Consider the following 18,791-nt stretch of genomic DNA (forward strand, 5'->3'; position numbering starts at 1 on the left):
CGGTCACTCGTCGATGGCGACCACGCAGATCTACACGCACGTGACCAGCGAGCGCCTGCGGGCGGCGTATGCACAGGCCCACCCGAGGGNCCTGACGGGCAACTCAGGCTTGGCCGAGCAACCCGAGGATGCCGCCCGACGTCGGGGCGCGGTGGTCGATCGAGCCACGGCCCGGGATACCGGAGAGGAGCGGTACCGCGAGCCCGTCGAACGGCAGCAGCCGCACCCGCTGCGAGCCGACGAGGTCGAGTGGGTCGAGGTAGACGTCGTCGACGTTGCGGATCCAGCCCCAGTGCAGGCAGGCCGAGGGCAGGCAGTGCGAACCGCGTGCCTCGAGGCGGCCGATCGGCGTGCCGGCCTCGACGGCGGTGCCGACGGGAGCCGTGGGCACCACGGGTTCGTACGTCGTGCGGGTGTCGCCGTGGGACACCACGACGACCGAGCGGCCGGCGATCACGCCGGTGAACGACACGGAGCCGGGGAGCGCGGAGCGCACGACCTGCCCCGGAGAGCCGGCGAGGTCGACGCCACGATGGCCTCGTCCCCACCGCGTGTCCGGGGGGTCGAATCCGGTCACGACGGCGGGGCGAGGAGCGAGTGGCCAGACCCCTTGGGGGTCGTCACCCGCCACAGCGGACCCGATGCCCACACCGAGTCCCAGCAGCTGGGGGGTCAGCAGCAGGGGGAGGAAGAGGAGTCGGATTCGCATGTCGATCAGGATGCCCGTCAGCCCGGTTCGCCGAGCGTCAGAGGACGCGACCTGTGGAGAAGTGAGGCGCCGGATCGCATGTGCGCGGAAACCGGTCGAGAGGGGGCCGAGTCCCGGCGAACTCACGACGGGTCGGCGATTGGTGGGGTTCGGCCCTCATCAACTAGTCTGGTCACCGCAATCCATCCGTGGATTGACTTCGCACGCTCGCAGACCACGACGTACCTCCCGGGGTACGACCACCCGTGGGCGACGTACCTCAGTTCCGGCCCCGGCCGGATTGGTTCGCCGCGCGGCGTCAGGGCAGTCGGCACCCGTCGGCTGTGGAACTGAAAACAACGCTGGTCCGCACGCTGGCCCGCCTCTCCGACGCCGATCACCGGCCGGGAGCAAGGCAGGCACCAACGGTGCGCAGGCCACACCACCAGAAAGTAGAAACATGGCAGTCGTCACCATGCGCCAGCTCCTCGAGAGCGGCGTCCACTTCGGACACCAGACCCGTCGCTGGAACCCGAAGATGAAGCGCTTCATCATGACCGAGCGCAACGGCATCTACATCATCGACCTGCAGCAGTCGCTGGCCTACATCGACCGCTCGTACGCCTTCATCAAGGAGACGGTCGCCAAGGGCGGCGTCGTGATGTTCGTCGGCACCAAGAAGCAGGCCCAGGAGGCCATCGCCGAGCAGGCGACCCGCGTCGGCATGCCCTACGTCAACCAGCGTTGGCTCGGCGGCATGCTCACCAACTTCCAGACGGTGCACCAGCGGATCAACCGCCTCAAGGAGCTCGACGAGATCGACTTCGACGACGTCGCGGGCTCCAACCGCACCAAGAAGGAACTGCTTCAGATGAAGCGGGAGCGCACCAAGCTCGACAAGACCCTCGGTGGCATCCGCGAGATGACGCGTACGCCGTCCGCCGTGTGGATCGTCGACACGAACAAGGAGCACCTGGCTGTCGAGGAGGCGCGCAAGCTGCGCATCCCGATCATCGGCATCCTCGACTCCAACTGCGACCCCGACCTGGTCGACTTCCCGATCCCGGGCAACGACGACGCGATCCGCGCTGTCGGCCTGCTGACCCGCGTGGTCGCCGACGCCGTCGCCGAGGGCCTCATCGCCCGCTCCGGTGGCAAGTCCGAGGGCACTGCCGAGGAGCCGCTGGCCGAGTGGGAGCGCGAGCTCCTCGAGGGTGACGCCGCCAAGACGGCCGCCGAGGCCACCGGTGGCGACGCCACCGACACCCCGGCCGCCGAGGCCACCGGTGCCGCTGCGGAGGCCCCCGCGGCCGCTGCCGTCGCCGAGGCCGCTGTCGAGGCTCCCGCCGAGGCCGCTGTCGAGGCTCCCGCCGAGGTCAAGCCGCTGGCCGACGTCCCCGCCGGTGAGTTCGGTGCCGACTCGGCTCCGGCCAACGAGGACGGCTCGGCTCCCGAGGGCTTCGAGATCAAGGGCAACAAGGACTCGATGAAGTTCCACGCGCCGACGAGCCCCTGGTACGGCCGCACCATCGCCGAGGTCTGGTTCAAGACCGCTGAGGCTGCCGAGGCCGCTGGCTTCGTCAACGCCGAGCACAAGGCAGACGAGAAGGCCGACGACAAGGCCTGACGACCCGGGCCGCGAGGCCTGAGCCGTACGCATTCGCTTCACCGGCGGCCGCGCCCAACGCGGGCGCGGCCGCCGTTTCAATCTCATGTGAAACATCTNCGGCCGCCGTTTCAATCTCATGTGAAACATCTGAACTTCGAGGAAGAAGGATCATGGCTAACTTCTCCGCAGCCGACGTCAAGCGGCTCCGCGAGCTCACCAGCGCCGGCATGATGGACTGCAAGAAGGCGCTCGACGAGGCCGACGGTGACTTCGACAAGGCCGTCGAGCTGCTCCGGGTCAAGGGTGCCGCCAAGGCTGCTGCCCGTGGCGCCGAGCGCGAGGCCTCCGCCGGCCTGGTCGCCAGCTCCGGTGGCGCCCTCGTCGAGCTGAAGAGCGAGACCGACTTCGTCGCCAAGAACGAAGAGTTCATCGCCACCGCCCAGCGCATCGCCGAGGCTGCTGACGCCGCCAAGGCCGCCGACACCGAGGCCCTCAAGGCGGTCGAGCTGGACGGCAAGACCGTCGGCGAGGTCGTCGAGAGCCTCGCCATCACCATCGGCGAGAAGATCGAGCTCGGCAACGTCGCCTACTTCGACGGCCCGGTCACGGTCTACCTGCACAAGCGTGCCGCCGACCTGCCGCCCGCCGTGGGCGTCCTGGTCGAGTACGAAGGCGACGAGGCCGCTGCCAAGGCTGCCGCGATGCAGGTTGCCGCGCTCAAGGCGCAGTACCTCACGCGTGACGAGGTGCCGGCCGACATCGTCGCCGCCGAGCGCGACGTCCTGCAGAAGAAGACGATCGAGGAGGGCAAGCCCGAGGCTGCCGTCGCCAAGATCGTCGAAGGCCGCATCGGCGGCTTCTTCAAGGAGATCGTCCTGCTCGAGCAGGAGTCGGTCGTCGAGAGCAAGAAGACGGTCAAGGCCGTCCTCGACGCTTCCAACACCACCGTGAAGCGCTTCGCCCGCTTCGAGGTCGGCGCCTGACCCCAGGTCCACACAGCTCCACCCGTTCAGGGGCGGTACGACGAACGCGTCGTACCGCCCCTGAATGCATTGCGGATCACGTGGAACCTCGTCTCGGAGCGGCCCGTCGGGTTCGACCGGGACACCGACACTCAAGTAGGTTGCATGACGACGATCGACCTCCTCGAAGGGAATGCCTCCGTGACGCCGTACAAGCGAGTCCTGCTCAAGCTCTCCGGTGAGGTCTTCGGTGGTGGCCAGGTCGGTGTCGACCCCGACGTGGTGCAGAAGGTGGCGGCCGAGATCGCCGCCGTCGTGCGTGCGGGAACGCAGATCGCGGTCGTGACCGGTGGAGGCAACTTCTTCCGGGGAGCGGAGCTCCAGCAGCGTGGCATGGACCGCGTGCGCGCCGACTACATGGGCATGCTCGGCATCGTGATGAACTGCCTGGCGCTCCAAGACTTCCTCGAGAAGGAAGGCATCGACACCCGCGTGCAGACCGCCATCACCATGGGCCAGGTCGCCGAGCCGTACATCCCGCGCCGCGCCATCCGTCACATGGAGAAGGGCCGCGTGGTCATCTTCGGCGCCGGCATGGGCATGCCGTTCTTCTCCACCGACACGGTCGCCGTGCAGCGTGCGCTGGAGAGCAAGTGCGACGTCGTGCTGGTCGCCAAGAACGGCGTCGACGGTGTCTACACCGCCGACCCGAACGTCGACCCGACTGCCACGAAGCTCGACAGCGTGACCTACTCCGACGCCATCAGCCGGGGCCTGCGCATCATGGACCAGACCGCCTTTGCGCTGTGTGGAGAGAACAAACTGCCGATGGTGGTCTTCGGGATGGAGCCCGAGGGCAACATCCTTCGCGTCGTCCAGGGTGAGAAGATTGGCACGCTCGTGAGCGCGGACAGCTGACCCAGCGGTGCCGACCGCCGTACGACGACCACCAGCCACATCCGTAGCGAACTAGGAGAAACCGTGATCAACCAGGTCCTGTCAGAAGCCGACCAGAAGATGGGCAAGTCGGTGGAGGCGACCCGCGAGGAGTTCGCAGCGATCCGCGCCGGCCGGGCGAACCCCAGCATGTTCAGCAAGCTGGTCGCCGACTACTACGGCACGCCGACGCCGCTGCAGCAGCTGGCCTCGTTCACCTCGCAGGACGCCCGCACGATCCTGATCGCACCCTTCGACATGAGCGCCATCGGTGCCATCGAGCGGTCGATCCGCGACTCCGACCTCGGCGTCAACCCGGCCAACGACGGCAAGACGCTCCGCTGCGTCTTCCCCGAGCTGACCGAGGAGCGCCGCAAGGAGTACATCAAGATCGCCAAGGCGAAGGCCGAGGACGGCCGGGTCTCGGTGCGCAACGTGCGCCGCACGGCCAAGCAGTCGCTGGAGAAGCTCGAGAAGGACGGCGAGGTCGGCAAGGACGACGTCACCGGTGCCGAGAAGAAGCTCGACGCCTCCACCAAGAAGCACACCGACGCGATCGACGACATGCTCAAGAACAAGGAAGCCGAGCTGCTCGAGGTCTGAGCACCCCCTGATGACTGCTGCCACGCCACCCGCCGCGCCCAAGAAGGACTACGGCCGCGCCGGACGAAACCTCCCCGCCTCGATCGCCTCCGCGGTCGTGCTGCTGGGGGCCATCGCCCTGTCGCTCGCGTTCTGGAAGACCGCGTTCATGGTCATCGTCGCGGTCGCTGTCGTGGTGGCCGTGTGGGAGCTCCGGCGCGGGCTGCTCACCCACGACATCGACCTGCCCGAGCAACCCCTGATGGTGGGCGGCATCGTGATGGTCGTCGTCGCCTACTTCTGGGGCGCCCCGGCGCTGGTCACGGCCACGGCAGTCTCCGCCCTGGTGATCATGCTGTGGCTGCTGCGCCGCGGCGTCGACGGCTACGTCAAGAACGCCACGGCGTCCGTCTTCACGCTGATCTACGTGCCGTTCCTCGGCTCGTTCGTGGCACTCATGCTCGCCGAGGGCGGCGCCACCGGCTTCGAGCGTTGGGACGACGGGGTCAAGGGGATCCTCACGTTCATCCTCATGACGGTCGCCTCCGACATCGGCGGGTACGTCGCCGGGGNGGGAGGGCTTCGCCGGCTCGTTCATCGCGTGTGTCGCCGCCGGCGTCGCCCTGGTCGTCCACCTGCTCGAGGGCGACTGGTGGGTCGGCGTGATCCTCGGCGCGATCGCAGTCGTGATGGCCACGCTGGGCGACCTGTGCGAGTCGGTGATGAAGCGCGACCTCGGCATCAAGGACATGTCGCAGATCATCCCCGGCCACGGCGGCCTGATGGACCGGCTCGACTCGCTGCTGGCCACCATCGCCCCGATCTGGCTGCTCCTGCACTACCTGGTCTTCAACTAGTCGACCGATGAGCGACAACGCCAGCCGCGCCATGTCGCTCGAGGGCGGTGCGCTCGGCGGGCCGGTGATCGTGTTGCTGGGCTACGTGATCGGCGGTCGGCTGGGCATCGTCTGGAGCGATCCGCTGCTCCTGGCCCTGTTGGGGCTGCCGATCCTGGTTGCCGCACCCTTCCTGCTGCTCCCGCGCCGACGCGCCGATGCGGTCAGGTTCATCGTCGGATCCCTGCTGGGCATCGCGATCCTGGTCGTGGTGGTCGTCGGCGGCATCTCGCTGGTGACCAACATGCTCTCGGACCCGGCGTGAGGCGGCGAGGTCGATGACCCTGTTCCTGGTCCGTCACGGGCGGCCCTTGCCGGTGGCCGGCGTACCCGCTCACCTGTGGTCGCTCGACCCCACGGGCTTCGATGCCGTGTGGGCGCTGCGTGATGAGTTGCCGGCGCGGGCTGCCTGGTTCAGCTCTCCCGAGCCGAAGGCGACCGAGACGGCGCAACTGCTGACCGACGGCCAGGTCGGCGTCATCGACGAGCTTCGCGAGCACGTGCGTGAGAACACCGACTGGATCGACGACTTCGAGGCGGTGGTTTCTGCGGCCTTCGACGCCCCCGGCGTGGCGGCGTACGACGGGTGGGAGCCGCTGGCCGCCTGCCGGGACCGCGTCGTCCCCGCCGTACGCCGAGTGCTGGACGTGCACCACGACCAGGACGTCGTGCTGGTCGGGCACGGCACCGCGTGGACGCTGGTCGTCGCCGCACTCTCGGGTCAGGCGCCCGACCTGGAACGCTGGGCGGCACTGGCCATGCCCGACGTCATCGTCGTCCGGGTCACCAGCCCAGGACGACCTTGAGGCCCGAGCTGATCAGCCTCTGCCACTCCGACTCACTCCACTGGCCCTCGGGCGCGCCGTACTGCACGGCGATCAGGTAGGTGCCGAGTGAGCGGGCGACGAACCGCGATCGGTACGTCACGCCGGCGGCGGTGACGTAGGTCAGGTCCTGCTTCACGAACTCGACCGTGCCGTGGTCGGTCTGCAGCAGTGCGGTGCCGTACGTCGGCGTGCTGACCTTCGAGATCTGGGAGTTCTGGGACAGCTCTGCGTGGTACTTCACCAACCAGGCCTTGGAGTCGGCCGCGTCGCTGGAGTTCGATCCGGCCTCCTTCAGCTGGTACGACGTGAACAGGGCGTCGCTGCCGTTGCGGGTGAGCTGGTTGACGCCCTTCTGGTCGCGGGTGGTGAACGTCCAGCCCTTGACCACCACGGGGAAGGCCCACATCGGTGCCGTTCCCGGCTGCTGGGCGTCGGTGGTGAGCGGCAGCTCGGTGAGGCCGTCGGGTGGAGTGCCGGTCGGATCCGTCGGGTCCGTCGACTCGGTCGGGTCCGTCGAGGTGGTGCCGTCGTCGGGGGAGGCGGCCGACGAGCTGGAGGTTCCGCTGTCGTCGGAGGAGTCGTCGCAGGCAGCGTGAGTGAGAAGGGCGGTGCAGACGAGCGTGGCCGCCAGGCCTCGACGTACGTGGAGCTGCATGGTGTGCCTTTCGAGAGCGGAACCGTCGGCGCGTCCGACCCGTCCCATCCATGCCCAGTGCGAGGGTCTCGGAAACACGGCGAAAAGGTGACGCGATGAGCAGGTTGACGGTGTTGTTGGTGGGGTTTCTCCTGGTGGTCACAGGGTGTGGCACGGAGAACGACGGTGGCTCCGCGCCGAACAACTCGGACGGACCGCCGCAGGTGGAGCCGAGGAGCGCCTACGTCGTCGCGTCGATGGTCGTCGACGGGCAGGCACGCCAGCCGGTGGCGAGGACCAGGATCATCCTTGACTTCACCGACGGCACGGTCACCGCCAAGGCCGGTTGCAACGCCCTCTTCGGGCGGTACACCTTCGACGAGAACGGCCTGGAGATCGCCCGGCTCGGCGGAACCGAGATGGGCTGCGTGCAGGACCGCATGCAACAGGACGAGATGCTCGGGCAACTCCTGCCCGGGCACTGGGAGGTCACGGGCACTGATCCGACGACGCTCAGCCGCGACGGCGCGGAGCTCACCCTGAGCCAGGAGATCGTGCGCCAGACCGAGCTGCAGGGCACCACGTGGATGCTCGACTCTTTGATCGAAGGCGCGACGGTCGAGTCCGTGCCCGGCAAGGTCGTTGCCACGATCAAGCTCACCCAGGACGGCAACCTCGAGTTCAACGACGGCTGCAACTCCGGTGGGGGATCGGCACAGGTCACGGCCGACACCCTGCTGCTCGGGGGCCTGAGGACAACGCTGAAGGGGTGCCTCGACGCCGACCTGGCTCGCATCTCAAAGGCGTACAGCCGCGTCCTCGACGGGACCGTCGACTACACCCTCGAGGGCAACCGCCTGACGCTCACCGACGGGGGCTCCGGGCTGGGATTCACCGTGAAGTGACCTTGGGTGGGACACTGGGTCGGTCATGAGTGAGCCGATCAAGACCCTGCCCCTCGTCTTCGACGAACCCCGCGGACGCAAGAAGCCCCCGCGGCACCTTGCCGACCTCGACGAGGCCGGCCGCAAGGACCTGCTCACCGAAGCCGGTCTGCCCGGCTTCCGCGCCAAGCAGCTCTCCAACCACTACTTCTCCCGGCTGGTCGACGACCCCGCCGAGATGACCGACCTGCCGGCCGGGCAGCGCGACGAGCTCGTCTCCACCCTGCTGCCCAGCCTGATGACCCCGCTCCGCACGCTCGAGGCCGACAAGGGCGCCACCGTCAAGACGCTCTGGAAGCTCTTCGACGGCGCCCTGGTCGAGTCCGTGCTGATGCGCTATCCCGGCCGGGTCACCATGTGTGTCTCCAGCCAGGCCGGCTGCGGCATGGCCTGCCCGTTCTGCGCCACCGGCCAGGGCGGCCTCCAGCGCAACATGTCGACCGCCGAGATCGTCGAGCAGGTCGTTGCCGGTGCCCGCGCGCTCCAGCGTGGCGAGGTCGCCGGTGGCCCCGGTCGGGTCTCCAACGTGGTCTTCATGGGCATGGGCGAGCCGATGGCCAACTACAAGGCGATGATCGCCGCCGTACGCCGCTTCGTTGATCCGTCTCCCGCCGGGCTGGGCATGTCCGCGCGCCACATCACCGTCTCCACGGTCGGCCTCGTGCCTCGCATGAAGCAGCTGGCCGAGGAGGGCATCCCGGTCACGCTGGCGCTCTCGCTCCATGCGCCCGACGACGAGCTCCGCAACGAGCTGGTGCCGATCAACACCCGTTTCTCGGTCGCCGAGACCGTCGAGGCCGCGTGGAACTACGCGGCCGTCACCAAGCGTCGGGTCTCGATCGAATACGCCATGATGCGCGGCATCAACGACCAGGCGTGGCGCGCCGACCTGCTCGGCGACGTGCTCAACTCGTACGGCGACTGGGGCTGGGTGCACGTCAACCTGATCCCGCTGAACCCGACCCCCGGCTCCAAGTGGACCGCCTCCGACCCCGCCGACGAGCGCGAGTTCGTGCGCCGCCTCGAGGCCAAGGGCATCCCCACCACCGTGCGCGACACCCGCGGCAGCGACATCGACGGAGCCTGCGGCCAGCTCGCCGCCGTGGAGTAGTCGACCCGTCGCCAGTTTCGGTCGACCTGTCGTGAATTCGCCCCGCTGGGGAGAACTGGCGACGGGTCGATGGCAACTCACGACGGGTCGACGTTGGGCACGGGTTCACGTGTCGTCCATCCCGAACTCCGTGTCCGTTCCGGCGTCGTCCCTACCTTCGAATCAGAGGTTGCACCCGATTCGAAGGGGACACGATGCGCCACCGACGCAGGCCTGCCGACCCACCGGTAGTGACCAACCTTCACGAACTCCCCGCCACGACAGGCCGCCTCCGCGTGCTCGTCGTGGCGGAGTCGTTCCTGCCCCAGATCAACGGGGTCACCAACTCCGTACGTCGCGTGCTCGAGCACCTCGCCGCGCAGGGACATGACGCCGAGCTGATCGCACCGACCGGCCCGGCGACGTACGCCGGCTTCCCGGTGACCCGGGTGCGGGGGGCCAGGTTGCCGTTCTACAAGGAGTTCCGGATCGGCCTCGAGTCACGTCGCCGGCTCCGCCACGCGATGGAGCGGTTCCGCCCCGACGTCGTGCACATCGCGTCGCCGGCCACGCTCGGCTACCAGGCGGCACGCGCCGCCGACGACCTCGGGATCCCCTCCGTGGCGATCTACCAGACCGACCTGGTCGGCTTCGCCGCGCAGTACGACGTGCCGGGCGGAGCGCGAGCGATGACCGCGCTGACCCGCAAGATCCACGTCGGGGTGGGCCGCACGCTGGCGCCGTCGAGTGCCAGCCTGCGCCAGCTCGAGCTGATGGGTGTGCCCGGGCTGGCCCTGTGGCCGCGCGGCGTCGACCTCGAGCTCTTCGACCCGCGACGGCGATCGGCGCAGCTGCGGCAGCGGATCGGCGACGACCTGCTGGTCGGCTACATCGGCCGGCTGGCCCCCGAGAAGGAGCTCGACCTACTCACCCACCTGCTGGACATCGAGGGGATCAGGCTGGTCATCGTCGGCGGCGGGCCGGAGGAGCAGAACCTCCGGCGACTGCTGCCAGACGCCAGCTTCCTGGGACTCCTGCACGGCGAGGAGCTTGCCTCGGCGTACGCCTCGCTCGACGTCTTCGTGCACACCGGTCGCCACGAGACCTACTGCCAGGCGGCGCAGGAGGCGCTGGCCTCCGGCGTCCCCGTCGTGGCGCCGCGTTCCGGTGGGCCGATCGACGTGGTCGCCGACGGCGCAGGGTTCCTCTACGAGCCCGGCAACGGCGCCGACCTCAGGTCGTACGTCGAGCGGCTGGTCGAGGACCCGATGCTGCGTCGGCGCATGCAGTCGACCGCACGACGCAGCGTCGAGGGGCGCTCCTGGTGGGCGGTCAACGAAGCACTCGTCGGGCACTACCGCGAGGTCATCAGGGAGACCGGGCTCCGCGGGACCAAGACCAGCAATCCAGCCAGTCAGGGCACACGCCGACTCGGCGTGGCCAGTTGAAGCAGAACTGTTGAGGAGGACACCGTGAGCACACGCATCTCCGTCATCGGCACCGGCTATCTCGGGGCCACCCACGCCGCAGGCATGGCCGAGCTCGGCTTCGAGGTGATCGGTGTCGACACCGACGCCGCCAAGGTCCGCGCCCTCGCCACCGGCCAGGTCCCCTTCTTCGAGCCCGGACTTCCGGAGCTCCTCAGCAAGCACGTCGCCTCCGGGCGCCTGCGCTTCACGACCTCTCTCGAGGAGGCTGCCCGGTTCGCCGACATCCACTTCGTCTGCGTCGGCACACCACAGGGCGCCAACGGTGCGGCCGACCTGAGCTACCTGCACGCCGTGGTCGACGGACTGGTCCCGGCCCTCGAGCGGCCGGCGTTGATCGTCGGCAAGTCGACCGTGCCGGTGGGCACCGCCGAGGCGCTGCTCGATCGCATCGAGGCCCTCGGGGCGAAGGACGTGGAGCTGGCCTGGAACCCGGAGTTCCTCCGCGAGGGCCACGCCGTGCACGACACACTGCACCCCAACCGGCTGGTCTTCGGCATCAACGCGCCCGGTGCCGAGTGGGCACTGCGCAAGGTCTATGCCGCCGCGATCGCGGAGGGCTCGCCCGTGGTGGTGAGCAACCTGCCGACCGCCGAGCTGGTGAAGGTGTCGGCGAACGCTTTCCTGGCCACGAAGATCTCCTTCATCAACGCGATGGCGGAGCTGTGTGAGCTGACCGGTGCGGACGTCACGTCACTGGCCGATGCGCTCGGCCACGACGACCGCATCGGTCGCAAGTTCCTCGGTGCCGGGCTCGGCTACGGCGGAGGCTGCCTGCCGAAGGACGTGCGTGCCCTGGTGGCCCGCGCCGAGGAGCTGGGGTCGGGCCGGTCCGTGGAGTTCCTGCACGGGGTCGAGGCGATCAACGGCCGGCGCCGCGACCGCGTGGTCGACGAGGCGCTCTCGGTGCTGCGGAACGTGGACGGCCGGGCCTTCGGCCGGGTGGCCGTGCTGGGTGCCTCGTTCAAGCCGCTCTCCGACGATGTCCGCGACTCGCCCGCCCTCGACGTGGCCCGCCGGCTCCACCAGGCCGGTGCGTGGGTGACGGTCTACGACCCGCAGGCGGCCGTGCCCGCACGTTCGGTGGCCCCGGAGCTGCGGTACGCCGCTAACGCGGTGGCCGCCTGCCGCAAGGCCGACGTCGTGCTGCACCTGACCGACTGGGCGGAGTTCCGCGACCTCGACCCGGCCCGGCTGCGCCAGGCGGCCCGGGGGAGCGTGCTCATCGACGCCCGCAACACCCTCGACCCGGAGCCCTGGCTGGCCGCCGGATGGGACGTGCGGACGCTCGGCACCCTGGTGCGCCAGCCCGCGGTCGGCGTACCGGCGAAGTCGCTGGTCGGCTGAGTCCCAACCGCATCAGTGGAGCGCGTTTGAGTCGATCTTCCCGGTGGCATGCTGGCGGCGGCAACAACGTCAGCGCAGGGAAGAGGATCACGCATGTCGGCACGCCCCCGCACGATCGAACCGGTCGAGCTGCACAAGGCCAAGGGGATCCTCGATGAGATCTCCGGGGCGTTCTCCAAGCGCATCGTCGGCCAGGAGCAGCTGCGCACCTCGCTGCTCGTGGCGATGATGGCCGAAGGGCACATCCTGCTCGAGAGCGTTCCGGGGCTGGCCAAGACGCTGGCCGCCTCGACCCTGGCCAAGGCGATCCGTGCCGACTTCGCCCGCATCCAGTGCACCCCCGACCTGCTGCCCAGCGACATCATCGGCACCCAGGTCTACGACCCGCGCAACCACGAGTTCGAGACCCAGCTCGGCCCGGTGCACGCCAACTTCGTGCTGCTCGACGAGATCAACCGCGCCAGCGCCAAGACCCAGTCCGCGATGCTGGAGGCGATGCAGGAGCGGCAGACCTCGATCGCCGGCGTCATCCACCCGCTGCCGACACCGTTCATGGTGCTGGCCACGCAGAACCCGATCGAGGAGGAGGGCACCTACGTCCTCCCGCAGGCCCAGATGGACCGGTTCCTGCTCAAGGAGGTCGTGGAATACCCCTCCGACACCGAGGAGCTCGAGGTTCTCGACCGCTACGACAGCGGCGCCCTCGGCACCGGCAGCACCGTCGCGTCCGTGGTCACCCCGGAACAGGTCGGCTACCTGCAGCGCCTCGTCGAGCGGGTGTACGTCGACCCGGTGATCAAGCGCTACATCGTCGCGCTGGTGCACGCCACCCGCGAGACCGAGAAGGTGCTCGGCCCCGAGCAGGGCCGGTTCGTCGAGATCGGCGCCAGCCCGCGAGGCACGATCGCGTTCTACCAGGTGGCCCGCGCGCTGGCCGTTCTCGCGGGTCGCAACCACGTGATCCCCGAGGACGTCCGCCACCTGCGCCACTCGATCCTCCGGCACCGCATCCACCTCAACTTCGAGGCGCTGGCCGAGCGTGTGCGGCCGGAGATGGTCATCGACTCCGTCTTCGCGGCCGTCCCGTCACCCTGATCGGCGCGTGTGATGACTGCCCATCTGACCCGGGTCAAGGCCCGCATGTCGATCCATGCCCACCGCAAGGTGCGTGGCCTGCTCGAGGGTGAGTACGCCTCGATGCACACCGGTCGCAGCCTGGACTTCAACGACCTGCGCGAATACGTGCGCGGCGACGATGTGAAGGACATCGACTGGAAGGCCTCGGCGCGCAGCCGTGCCCTGCTGATCAAGCGCTACGCCGCGGCCCGCAAGCACACCATCCTGATGGTTGCCTCGACCGGCCGCAGCATGGCCGCGATGAACGACCTCGACGTGCCCAAGCGCGACCTCGCGGTCATGGTGGCCGGGGTGGTCGGCTACCTCGCCGTACGCCACGGTGACCGGGTGTCCCTGGCCTGGGGGGACTCCGTCGAGCAGCACCAGATGCCGCCGGCCAGCGGTGAGCTGAACCTCGAGCGGCGGCTGGGCGCGATCCACGACAACACGCTGCCGACCGGTCCGCCGGCCGACCTGACGGCCGTGCTGAAGTACGTCGCACGCACCGTGCGGCGGCGCACGATCCTGGTCGTCATCTCCGACGAGTACACGATCGATCCCGAGCTCAGTGCGGTCCTGCGCCGGCTCACGGTGCAGCACGAGCTGCTGTTCGTCTCGATCGGCGACCTCGACCCGACCACGATCCACAGCAACGGCAATGTCGTCGACATCGACTCCGGCCACGTGGTGCCCGAATGGGCGCGCTACGACGAGGCCCTGCGCCGCGAGTACGCCGCACTGCTGACCGGACAGGCCACCAAAATGCGTCGCGAGCTCGACGCGCTCAACATCGTCCACGAGACCGTGCACGACGACGCCAGCGCGATCCGCGCCGTCCTCAAGCTGCTCGAGAGGCACCGCCATGCCGGACGCCGATGAGTTCTCGGGCCCGGTCGACTACTCGTCGCAGTGGCTCTGGTTCGCGATCGGGGCGCTCGCCCTGGTCGCGTTGTTCTACCTGGGCGTGCTGCTCTGGTCGCACGCGGGCGGCCCCAAGCCGCTGAAGCCCGGCGACGTGCCCACCGCCCGGACCCGCGCGATGGGCGAGTTGGACCGCATCGGTCACCAGGTGTACGCCGGACAGCTGGCCGAGCGGGTCGGCTACCAGCAGCTCAGCTCGGTGATCAGGGACTTCGTCTCGGCCGTGTCCGGCATGCCCGCGCACACGATGGCCCTGGCCGACCTGCGGGCCGCCGGGGTGCCGCACCTGGCCGAGACGATCGCCTTGATCTATCCGCCCGAGTTCGCTCCTGACTCGACCGCCGTCGAGCCCTTCGGCACGACCCTGAACCGAGCCCGTGGGTTGGTGTCGTCATGGAACTGAAGTGGACCTGGTTGGCGATCACCCTCATGGTGATCGTGCTGGTGTGGCTGGTGGTCTGGCTGTTCCCGACCCCGTTCCGCCGTACGCCACGCAACGCCGTGCTCGTGGCGCATGCCGCACGACTGCGCCGCATCCCGCGGTTCCGGGTGCTGGCGCGGCGCAGGGAGTTCGAGATGCTGGCCCGCGTGGTGGCCGTGCTGTTCCTGCTCGGCGGCACGATCCTGCTGAGCTCGCGGCTGACCTCGACCGACAGCCACCAGCCCGACGTGAGCAACCGCGACATCATGCTGTGCCTCGACGTGTCGGGCTCGATGACCGAGTACGACGAGGAGCTGGCCCGTGAGTTCGCCAAGATCAGCGAGGGCCTCGACGGCGAGCGGATCGGCCTGACCATCTGGCACAACGCCTCGGTGACGGTCTTCCCGCTGACCGACGACTACGACTTCGTGCTCGAGCAGCTCGAGACGGCGGCCGACAAGTTCGCCAGCTACGACTACGACTACGTCGCGGGCACCCTGGTCGGCAACGGCAACAGCGGATCGCTGATCAGCGACGGGCTCGTCTCGTGCGTCGACCGGTTCGACCGACCCGACGAGGAACGCGGCCGGGCGATCGTGCTGGCCTCCGACAACGACCCGCAGGGCAAGCCGATCTTCACGCTGCCCGAGGCCTCCGACTACGCGGCCGAGCACGACGTCGTCGTCTACGGGCTCGGCACTCGAGAGATGTCGGTCCTGCCGGGCGCCGTCGAGGGCTTCACGTCTGCGGTGGAGAACACCGGAGGCACGTTCTCGGTGATGGGCAGCGACGGCTCGACCAACTCCATCGCAGAGGGCATCAACGAACTCGAGGCTGCGCGCAGCAAGGAACCTGCCCGGGTGACCGTCATCGACGAGCCCGCGCTCGGCACGGGACTGGTGTCGGCCGGCGTGCTCCTGGTCGTGCTGGCTGGCATCAGGAGGCGGGCATGATCGCCCTCGAGCTGACCTACCGCCCCTTCGCGCCCGGATGGCTGATCGCCGTCGGCGCGGTCGTGCTGGTCGCCCTGTGCCTGTTCTTCGTCGTACGCCGACCGCTCGAACGCACGGCGTGGCTGCTCCGGATCCTGATGGTCGCGGCGCTGGTGGGAATTCTCGTCCGCCCGGGCTACGGCACCGTGCCGGCGAAGGCGAAGACCTCCGACCTCGAGATCCTGGTCGTGGTCGACCGTACGACGAGCATGTCGGCGCTCGACTGGAACGGCAGCGAGCCGCGGCTGAACGGCGTGCAGGCGGACCTGAAGGAGCTGACCGAGGAGTTCCCGGGCGCCCGTTTCTCCCTCGTGACGTTCGGTGCCTTCGTGCGCACGGAGCTGCCGTACTCGAGTGACTCGCAGGCGTTCCTGGCCGCGGCCGAGGTGATGACCGTCGAGGGTGCCTTCGACGGCGAGGGCTCCCTGGTCGACATGCCGCTCGAGGTGATGACGGAGTCGTTGGACGGTGCGAAGAAGCGCCACCCTGAGCGCAAGCGGCTGGTCGTCTTCGCCACCGACGGGGAGAACACCCGCGACGGCGCGGAGCAGCGGTCCTTCGACGACATCGACGACCTGGTCGACGGCGGCATCGTGCTCGGCTACGGCACCGAGTCCGGCGGCAAGATGCCCGTCGACCCGGAGGCCGACATCGACTCCTACATCTACGACGACGCGACCCAGCAGGACGCGCTGTCCAAGCTCGACGAGCCCAACCTGACCAAGATCGCCGGCGAGATGGGCGCGACGTACCAGCACCGCGAGGCGGTCGGCGGCCTCGACAAGTGGGCCGACGACGTCGACCAGTCGTTCAGCAACGAGGACGACGAGTTCGCGACGAAGAACGAGGTCTACTGGATGTTCGCCCTCGGGCTGTTCGTCCTTGCCCTGATCGAACTGGCCCTCGCCTGGCGAGGCTTCCACGCGGCGCGACGGGAGTTGAAGCAGCTGTGAGCACGAACCCCGCCCGCCGTAGATGGCGGAATCGCCTGTTCCTGTTGGGCATCGTGCCGTTGCTGGCGGCCCTGCTGTTCGTCACCAAGGTCGGCATGATGCTCTCGGCCCAGGCCGACGGGCAGTCGGCGTACGACAAGGACAAGTTCTCCAAGGCCGCCAAAGCATTCGGCGACAACGCGTCGCTGAACGTGATGGAGGCATGGATCTCGCCGTTCAACGAGGGCGCCGCCAAGCAGCGCGACGAGGACTACGACGGCGCGTTGGAGAAGTACGACGACGCCTTGAAGGACGTCCCGGACGACGAGGAGTGCACGGTCCGGATCAACATCGCACTGGTCCACGAGGTGCTGGGCGACACCGCCGCGGAGAAACCGGACGGCGAGGCTGCGCTGAAGTCGTGGCAGACCGGTCGCGACGCGTTGGCCGAGGCCGACTGTCCCACGGATGCGGGGGAGCGGACCGACGACGCCAAGGCGGTCGACGAGCGGCTGCGCCAGAAGATCGAGCAGGAGAAGCAGAAGCAGCAGGAGAACCCGCCTCCGCCGAAGAAGGACGACAAGAAGGAAAAGAAGAAGCAGGAGAAGCTGAAGAAGCAGAAGGAGAAGCTCGAGAAGCGCAACGACCAGGGCCGGGTCGACCGCAAGAAGTCCCAGGACTTCGAGGACTACGACTACGACTCCGATCCCGGCTACGAGTGGTGACGGCAGGTCCCCTGGTCGAGCAGGCCTTCCGCCTCGCGTGCCCCTTCAGAGGTGGCCCAGCGCTGGTCTGAGGATCGTGAGGACCACTCAGTTACTGCTGAACGACCAGCTCACCGGCCACGATGTGCCGGCCGCGAGGCAATCTCGGTGGTTGAGGAATCGCCTGCTCCGCACCCACCCGGCGAGGGAGGAGGCGCACCACCCTCGGTGGTAGAGGCGCGCCAGCGCCGTCTCGAAACCAGGTTGGTGCGTGCGAAGACTTCGCTGGTGGCTGATGGTCGTCCAGTCGACGCTCAGGAGCCATCAGCCACCACGGAGGGTCCGCTGGTGGCTGCGCGCTGACCGAGGGTCTTCCCCGATGGTTGAGGAGGTCCCGCTAGGGACCGACTCGAAACCAGGCCTAGGTCGGTGGTTGGGGAGGCGGCCGCCGTCTCGAAACCATGCCGGGTCAGGGCAATAGGGCCAGGCGGGCGGTGAGGACGGCGGTGGGGTCGGGTGTGGGCGTGGCGGTAGCCCCGTTCACCGTGTTCTGTGGTGGCGGGGCTTGCGCTGGTGGTGCTGTGGGGCCGGTGCTGTTTGTGCTGTTCCCGAAGCTGCTGCGGATGAAGCTCTGTGCATGTAGCTGTAGGTGTCGGAGTTCAGTTGGTGGGGAGTTCGATGGTCCCGTGGGTGGTGACCAGCCAGGTCCGGCGGTACTGGTTGGTCCAGGTATAGGTGCCGNCGACCACCGGCCATGCGTTTTGGCGAGGTGATGTCGTCGGCACAACGGGGCGAGTTTGTCGGGGCTGGTCTGGCCCGGTGGCCCGTGGTCGTCGTAGGACTCAATGTGGTCGAGGTCGCAACGCCTCGAGTCGACCGAACAGTGTGGGAAGACGCAGTGCTGGTCGCGGGTGAGGACTTGTTCGCGCATGGCTTCGGGTGGGTCGTGCNATCGACAGCCCAGTCCCGGTTGGTGTCGAGGACTGGGGTGAGGGTGGCGTCGGGGCCGAGGTCGCGGATCCAGTCGAGGATCTTCTCCGCGGTGACGGCGCCGAACAGGTTCGTCTCCGCCATCCCCGGTGCCGGCTCGTGGTCACCGGCGCAGTCGGTTCCAGCGGTGCCAGTGGCTGAGTCGTTGGTTCCAGTGGTTGTGGTGCCGTTGGTGGCGAGGTCGGCGAGGTTCACGTGGATTTAGAGCCGGGTCTTGAGGTAGGACTTGCGCGGCGTGATCTTCTTGCCCGCACCCTCATGACCGGCCGCCTGGCGACTGCCGGCACCGGCACTGTCGCCTTCGCCTTCACTGCCCGCGCCGTCGCCTTCGCCGCTGCCCTCACCGTTCTCGGTGTCGGGGATGAGACCGAGGAGGTCTGCGCTGGCCTGCCGGTCCGCGATCACGCCGAGGGCTTTGGCCCTGCGTTGCCCCAACGTGTCGGTGTCACCCAGGCGGCCCATGGTGGTGGCCTCATCACTGATGAGGTCGTGGAACTTCGCCAGGTCCACCGAGTCACCCATCGCNTCGGCTGGTGCCGTTGCCGGCACCCGCGTTGTGGTCGATGGTGACGTCCCACTGGTCCTTCCCGGGCACCGGGGAGGGCTCATCGAGTTTGTCGGGGTGGAACTTCACGATCGCGGACCTGATGGTCTTCTCGATGGTCGGGATCCCATACCTACCCAACCGGGCGAGTTCGGTGTCGATCCACTCG

At 68.5% G+C, this 18,791-nt stretch carries 20 protein-coding genes and 1 pseudogene; 18 read left to right on the forward strand and 3 right to left on the reverse strand.

Annotated elements, in window-relative coordinates:
• Window positions 1-103: 103 nt before the first annotated feature.
• A complete protein-coding gene (locus ASH02_RS08495) occupies window positions 104-709 on the reverse strand; it encodes a peptidoglycan DD-metalloendopeptidase family protein (RefSeq protein ID WP_082620866.1) in 606 nt (201 codons plus the stop codon).
• A gap of 439 nt (window positions 710-1,148) precedes the next feature.
• On the opposite strand from ASH02_RS08495, the gene rpsB reads away from it, so the two are divergent.
• From rpsB to ASH02_RS08530, 8 genes and pseudogenes are all read left to right on the forward strand, one after another.
• Window positions 1,149-2,315, forward strand: a complete 1,167-nt coding sequence (gene rpsB / locus ASH02_RS08500; protein WP_082599419.1) for a 30S ribosomal protein S2, sunset domain variant — start codon at window positions 1,149-1,151, stop codon at window positions 2,313-2,315.
• Window positions 2,316-2,467: 152 nt separating this feature from the next.
• Complete coding sequence (gene tsf / locus ASH02_RS08505; RefSeq protein WP_056676346.1) at window positions 2,468-3,280, forward strand: translation elongation factor Ts; 813 nt, start codon at window positions 2,468-2,470, stop codon at window positions 3,278-3,280.
• Between the two features lie 144 nt (window positions 3,281-3,424).
• Entirely contained in the window at window positions 3,425-4,177 is a 753-nt protein-coding gene (gene pyrH, locus ASH02_RS08510; RefSeq protein WP_056679138.1) for a UMP kinase, read from the forward strand.
• A gap of 66 nt (window positions 4,178-4,243) precedes the next feature.
• Window positions 4,244-4,798, forward strand: coding sequence for a ribosome recycling factor (frr, locus tag ASH02_RS08515; RefSeq protein WP_200950049.1), 555 nt, complete (start codon window positions 4,244-4,246; stop codon window positions 4,796-4,798).
• A 10-nt stretch (window positions 4,799-4,808) separates the two neighbouring features.
• Window positions 4,809-5,349, forward strand: a 541-nt coding sequence (locus tag ASH02_RS27525) for a phosphatidate cytidylyltransferase (protein ID WP_442938381.1), incomplete at its 3' end; no start/stop codon positions are given.
• 1 nt (window position 5,350) lies between these two features.
• Window positions 5,351-5,634: pseudogene (locus tag ASH02_RS26995) on the forward strand (phosphatidate cytidylyltransferase); the annotation flags it as partial.
• Between the two features lie 7 nt (window positions 5,635-5,641).
• Window positions 5,642-5,938, forward strand: coding sequence for a hypothetical protein (locus tag ASH02_RS08525; protein WP_057294583.1), 297 nt, complete (start codon window positions 5,642-5,644; stop codon window positions 5,936-5,938).
• 13 nt (window positions 5,939-5,951) lie between these two features.
• Entirely contained in the window at window positions 5,952-6,479 is a 528-nt protein-coding gene (locus ASH02_RS08530) for a histidine phosphatase family protein (RefSeq protein WP_057294584.1), read from the forward strand.
• Here the strand turns inward: ASH02_RS08530 and ASH02_RS08535 are convergent.
• Window positions 6,457-7,155 carry a hypothetical protein gene (locus ASH02_RS08535; protein WP_057294585.1) on the reverse strand — a complete coding sequence of 233 codons (699 nt, stop codon included), beginning with the start codon at window positions 7,153-7,155 and terminating at the stop codon, window positions 6,457-6,459. The genes ASH02_RS08530 and ASH02_RS08535 overlap by 23 nt on opposite strands.
• A 95-nt stretch (window positions 7,156-7,250) precedes the next feature.
• Here ASH02_RS08535 and ASH02_RS08540 point away from each other — a divergent pair, with 95 nt between their 5' ends.
• From ASH02_RS08540 to ASH02_RS08585, 10 genes are all read left to right on the forward strand, one after another.
• Entirely contained in the window at window positions 7,251-8,039 is a 789-nt protein-coding gene (locus ASH02_RS08540; RefSeq protein WP_057294586.1) for an META domain-containing protein, read from the forward strand.
• Between the two features lie 25 nt (window positions 8,040-8,064).
• Window positions 8,065-9,189 carry a 23S rRNA (adenine(2503)-C(2))-methyltransferase RlmN gene (rlmN, locus tag ASH02_RS08545; RefSeq protein ID WP_056676367.1) on the forward strand — a complete coding sequence of 375 codons (1,125 nt, stop codon included), beginning with the start codon at window positions 8,065-8,067 and terminating at the stop codon, window positions 9,187-9,189.
• 230 nt (window positions 9,190-9,419) lie between these two features.
• Window positions 9,420-10,616, forward strand: a complete 1,197-nt coding sequence (locus ASH02_RS08550) for a glycosyltransferase family 4 protein (RefSeq protein ID WP_235530021.1) — start codon at window positions 9,420-9,422, stop codon at window positions 10,614-10,616.
• A 24-nt stretch (window positions 10,617-10,640) separates the two neighbouring features.
• Window positions 10,641-12,002, forward strand: a complete 1,362-nt coding sequence (locus ASH02_RS08555) for a UDP-glucose dehydrogenase family protein (RefSeq protein WP_056676372.1) — start codon at window positions 10,641-10,643, stop codon at window positions 12,000-12,002.
• A 93-nt stretch (window positions 12,003-12,095) separates the two neighbouring features.
• Window positions 12,096-13,097 (forward strand): AAA family ATPase, encoded by a 1,002-nt coding sequence (locus ASH02_RS08560; protein ID WP_056676375.1) that lies wholly within the window; start codon window positions 12,096-12,098, stop codon window positions 13,095-13,097.
• Between the two features lie 12 nt (window positions 13,098-13,109).
• Window positions 13,110-13,997 carry a DUF58 domain-containing protein gene (locus ASH02_RS27375; protein ID WP_057294587.1) on the forward strand — a complete coding sequence of 296 codons (888 nt, stop codon included), beginning with the start codon at window positions 13,110-13,112 and terminating at the stop codon, window positions 13,995-13,997.
• The gene (locus tag ASH02_RS08570; RefSeq protein ID WP_056676380.1) at window positions 13,981-14,442 is read left to right on the forward strand and encodes a hypothetical protein; all 462 of its coding nucleotides are present in this window, start codon (window positions 13,981-13,983) and stop codon (window positions 14,440-14,442) included. Before ASH02_RS27375 ends, ASH02_RS08570 begins: the two co-directional genes overlap by 17 nt.
• Entirely contained in the window at window positions 14,433-15,413 is a 981-nt protein-coding gene (locus tag ASH02_RS08575; RefSeq protein ID WP_056676383.1) for a VWA domain-containing protein, read from the forward strand. Before ASH02_RS08570 ends, ASH02_RS08575 begins: the two co-directional genes overlap by 10 nt.
• A complete protein-coding gene (locus ASH02_RS08580; RefSeq protein ID WP_057294588.1) occupies window positions 15,410-16,405 on the forward strand; it encodes a vWA domain-containing protein in 996 nt (331 codons plus the stop codon). Before ASH02_RS08575 ends, ASH02_RS08580 begins: the two co-directional genes overlap by 4 nt.
• Window positions 16,402-17,109: a hypothetical protein gene (locus ASH02_RS08585; protein WP_156409738.1), complete on the forward strand. Its 708-nt coding sequence runs from the start codon at window positions 16,402-16,404 to the stop codon at window positions 17,107-17,109. Before ASH02_RS08580 ends, ASH02_RS08585 begins: the two co-directional genes overlap by 4 nt.
• 1,170 nt (window positions 17,110-18,279) lie before the next feature.
• Here the strand turns inward: ASH02_RS08585 and ASH02_RS08595 are convergent.
• On the reverse strand, window positions 18,280-18,603 hold a 324-nt coding region (locus ASH02_RS08595; protein WP_235539015.1), incomplete at its 5' end, for a hypothetical protein.
• Window positions 18,604-18,791 lie beyond the last annotated feature (188 nt).

This window comes from Nocardioides sp. Soil796 (genome assembly GCF_001429525.1).
Taxonomy (GTDB): Bacteria; Actinomycetota; Actinomycetes; order Propionibacteriales; family Nocardioidaceae; genus Nocardioides.

Excerpts from the sequence above, each read along its gene's own strand:
- ASH02_RS08570 (WP_056676380.1), top strand. The coding sequence starts at position 13,981 with ATGCCGGACGCCGATGAGTTCTCGGGCCCGGTCGACTACTCGTCGCAG.
- ASH02_RS08540 (WP_057294586.1), top strand. The coding sequence starts at position 7,251 with ATGAGCAGGTTGACGGTGTTGTTGGTGGGGTTTCTCCTGGTGGTCACA.
- ASH02_RS08535 (WP_057294585.1), bottom strand. The coding sequence starts at position 7,155 with ATGCAGCTCCACGTACGTCGAGGCCTGGCGGCCACGCTCGTCTGCACC.
- ASH02_RS08575 (WP_056676383.1), top strand. The coding sequence starts at position 14,433 with ATGGAACTGAAGTGGACCTGGTTGGCGATCACCCTCATGGTGATCGTG.
- ASH02_RS27375 (WP_057294587.1), top strand. The coding sequence starts at position 13,110 with ATGACTGCCCATCTGACCCGGGTCAAGGCCCGCATGTCGATCCATGCC.
- pyrH (WP_056679138.1), top strand. The coding sequence starts at position 3,425 with ATGACGACGATCGACCTCCTCGAAGGGAATGCCTCCGTGACGCCGTAC.
- tsf (WP_056676346.1), top strand. The coding sequence starts at position 2,468 with ATGGCTAACTTCTCCGCAGCCGACGTCAAGCGGCTCCGCGAGCTCACC.
- ASH02_RS08580 (WP_057294588.1), top strand. The coding sequence starts at position 15,410 with ATGATCGCCCTCGAGCTGACCTACCGCCCCTTCGCGCCCGGATGGCTG.
- ASH02_RS08495 (WP_082620866.1), bottom strand. The coding sequence starts at position 709 with ATGCGAATCCGACTCCTCTTCCTCCCCCTGCTGCTGACCCCCCAGCTG.
- ASH02_RS08525 (WP_057294583.1), top strand. The coding sequence starts at position 5,642 with ATGAGCGACAACGCCAGCCGCGCCATGTCGCTCGAGGGCGGTGCGCTC.
- ASH02_RS08530 (WP_057294584.1), top strand. The coding sequence starts at position 5,952 with ATGACCCTGTTCCTGGTCCGTCACGGGCGGCCCTTGCCGGTGGCCGGC.
- rlmN (WP_056676367.1), top strand. The coding sequence starts at position 8,065 with ATGAGTGAGCCGATCAAGACCCTGCCCCTCGTCTTCGACGAACCCCGC.
- ASH02_RS08560 (WP_056676375.1), top strand. The coding sequence starts at position 12,096 with ATGTCGGCACGCCCCCGCACGATCGAACCGGTCGAGCTGCACAAGGCC.
- rpsB (WP_082599419.1), top strand. The coding sequence starts at position 1,149 with ATGGCAGTCGTCACCATGCGCCAGCTCCTCGAGAGCGGCGTCCACTTC.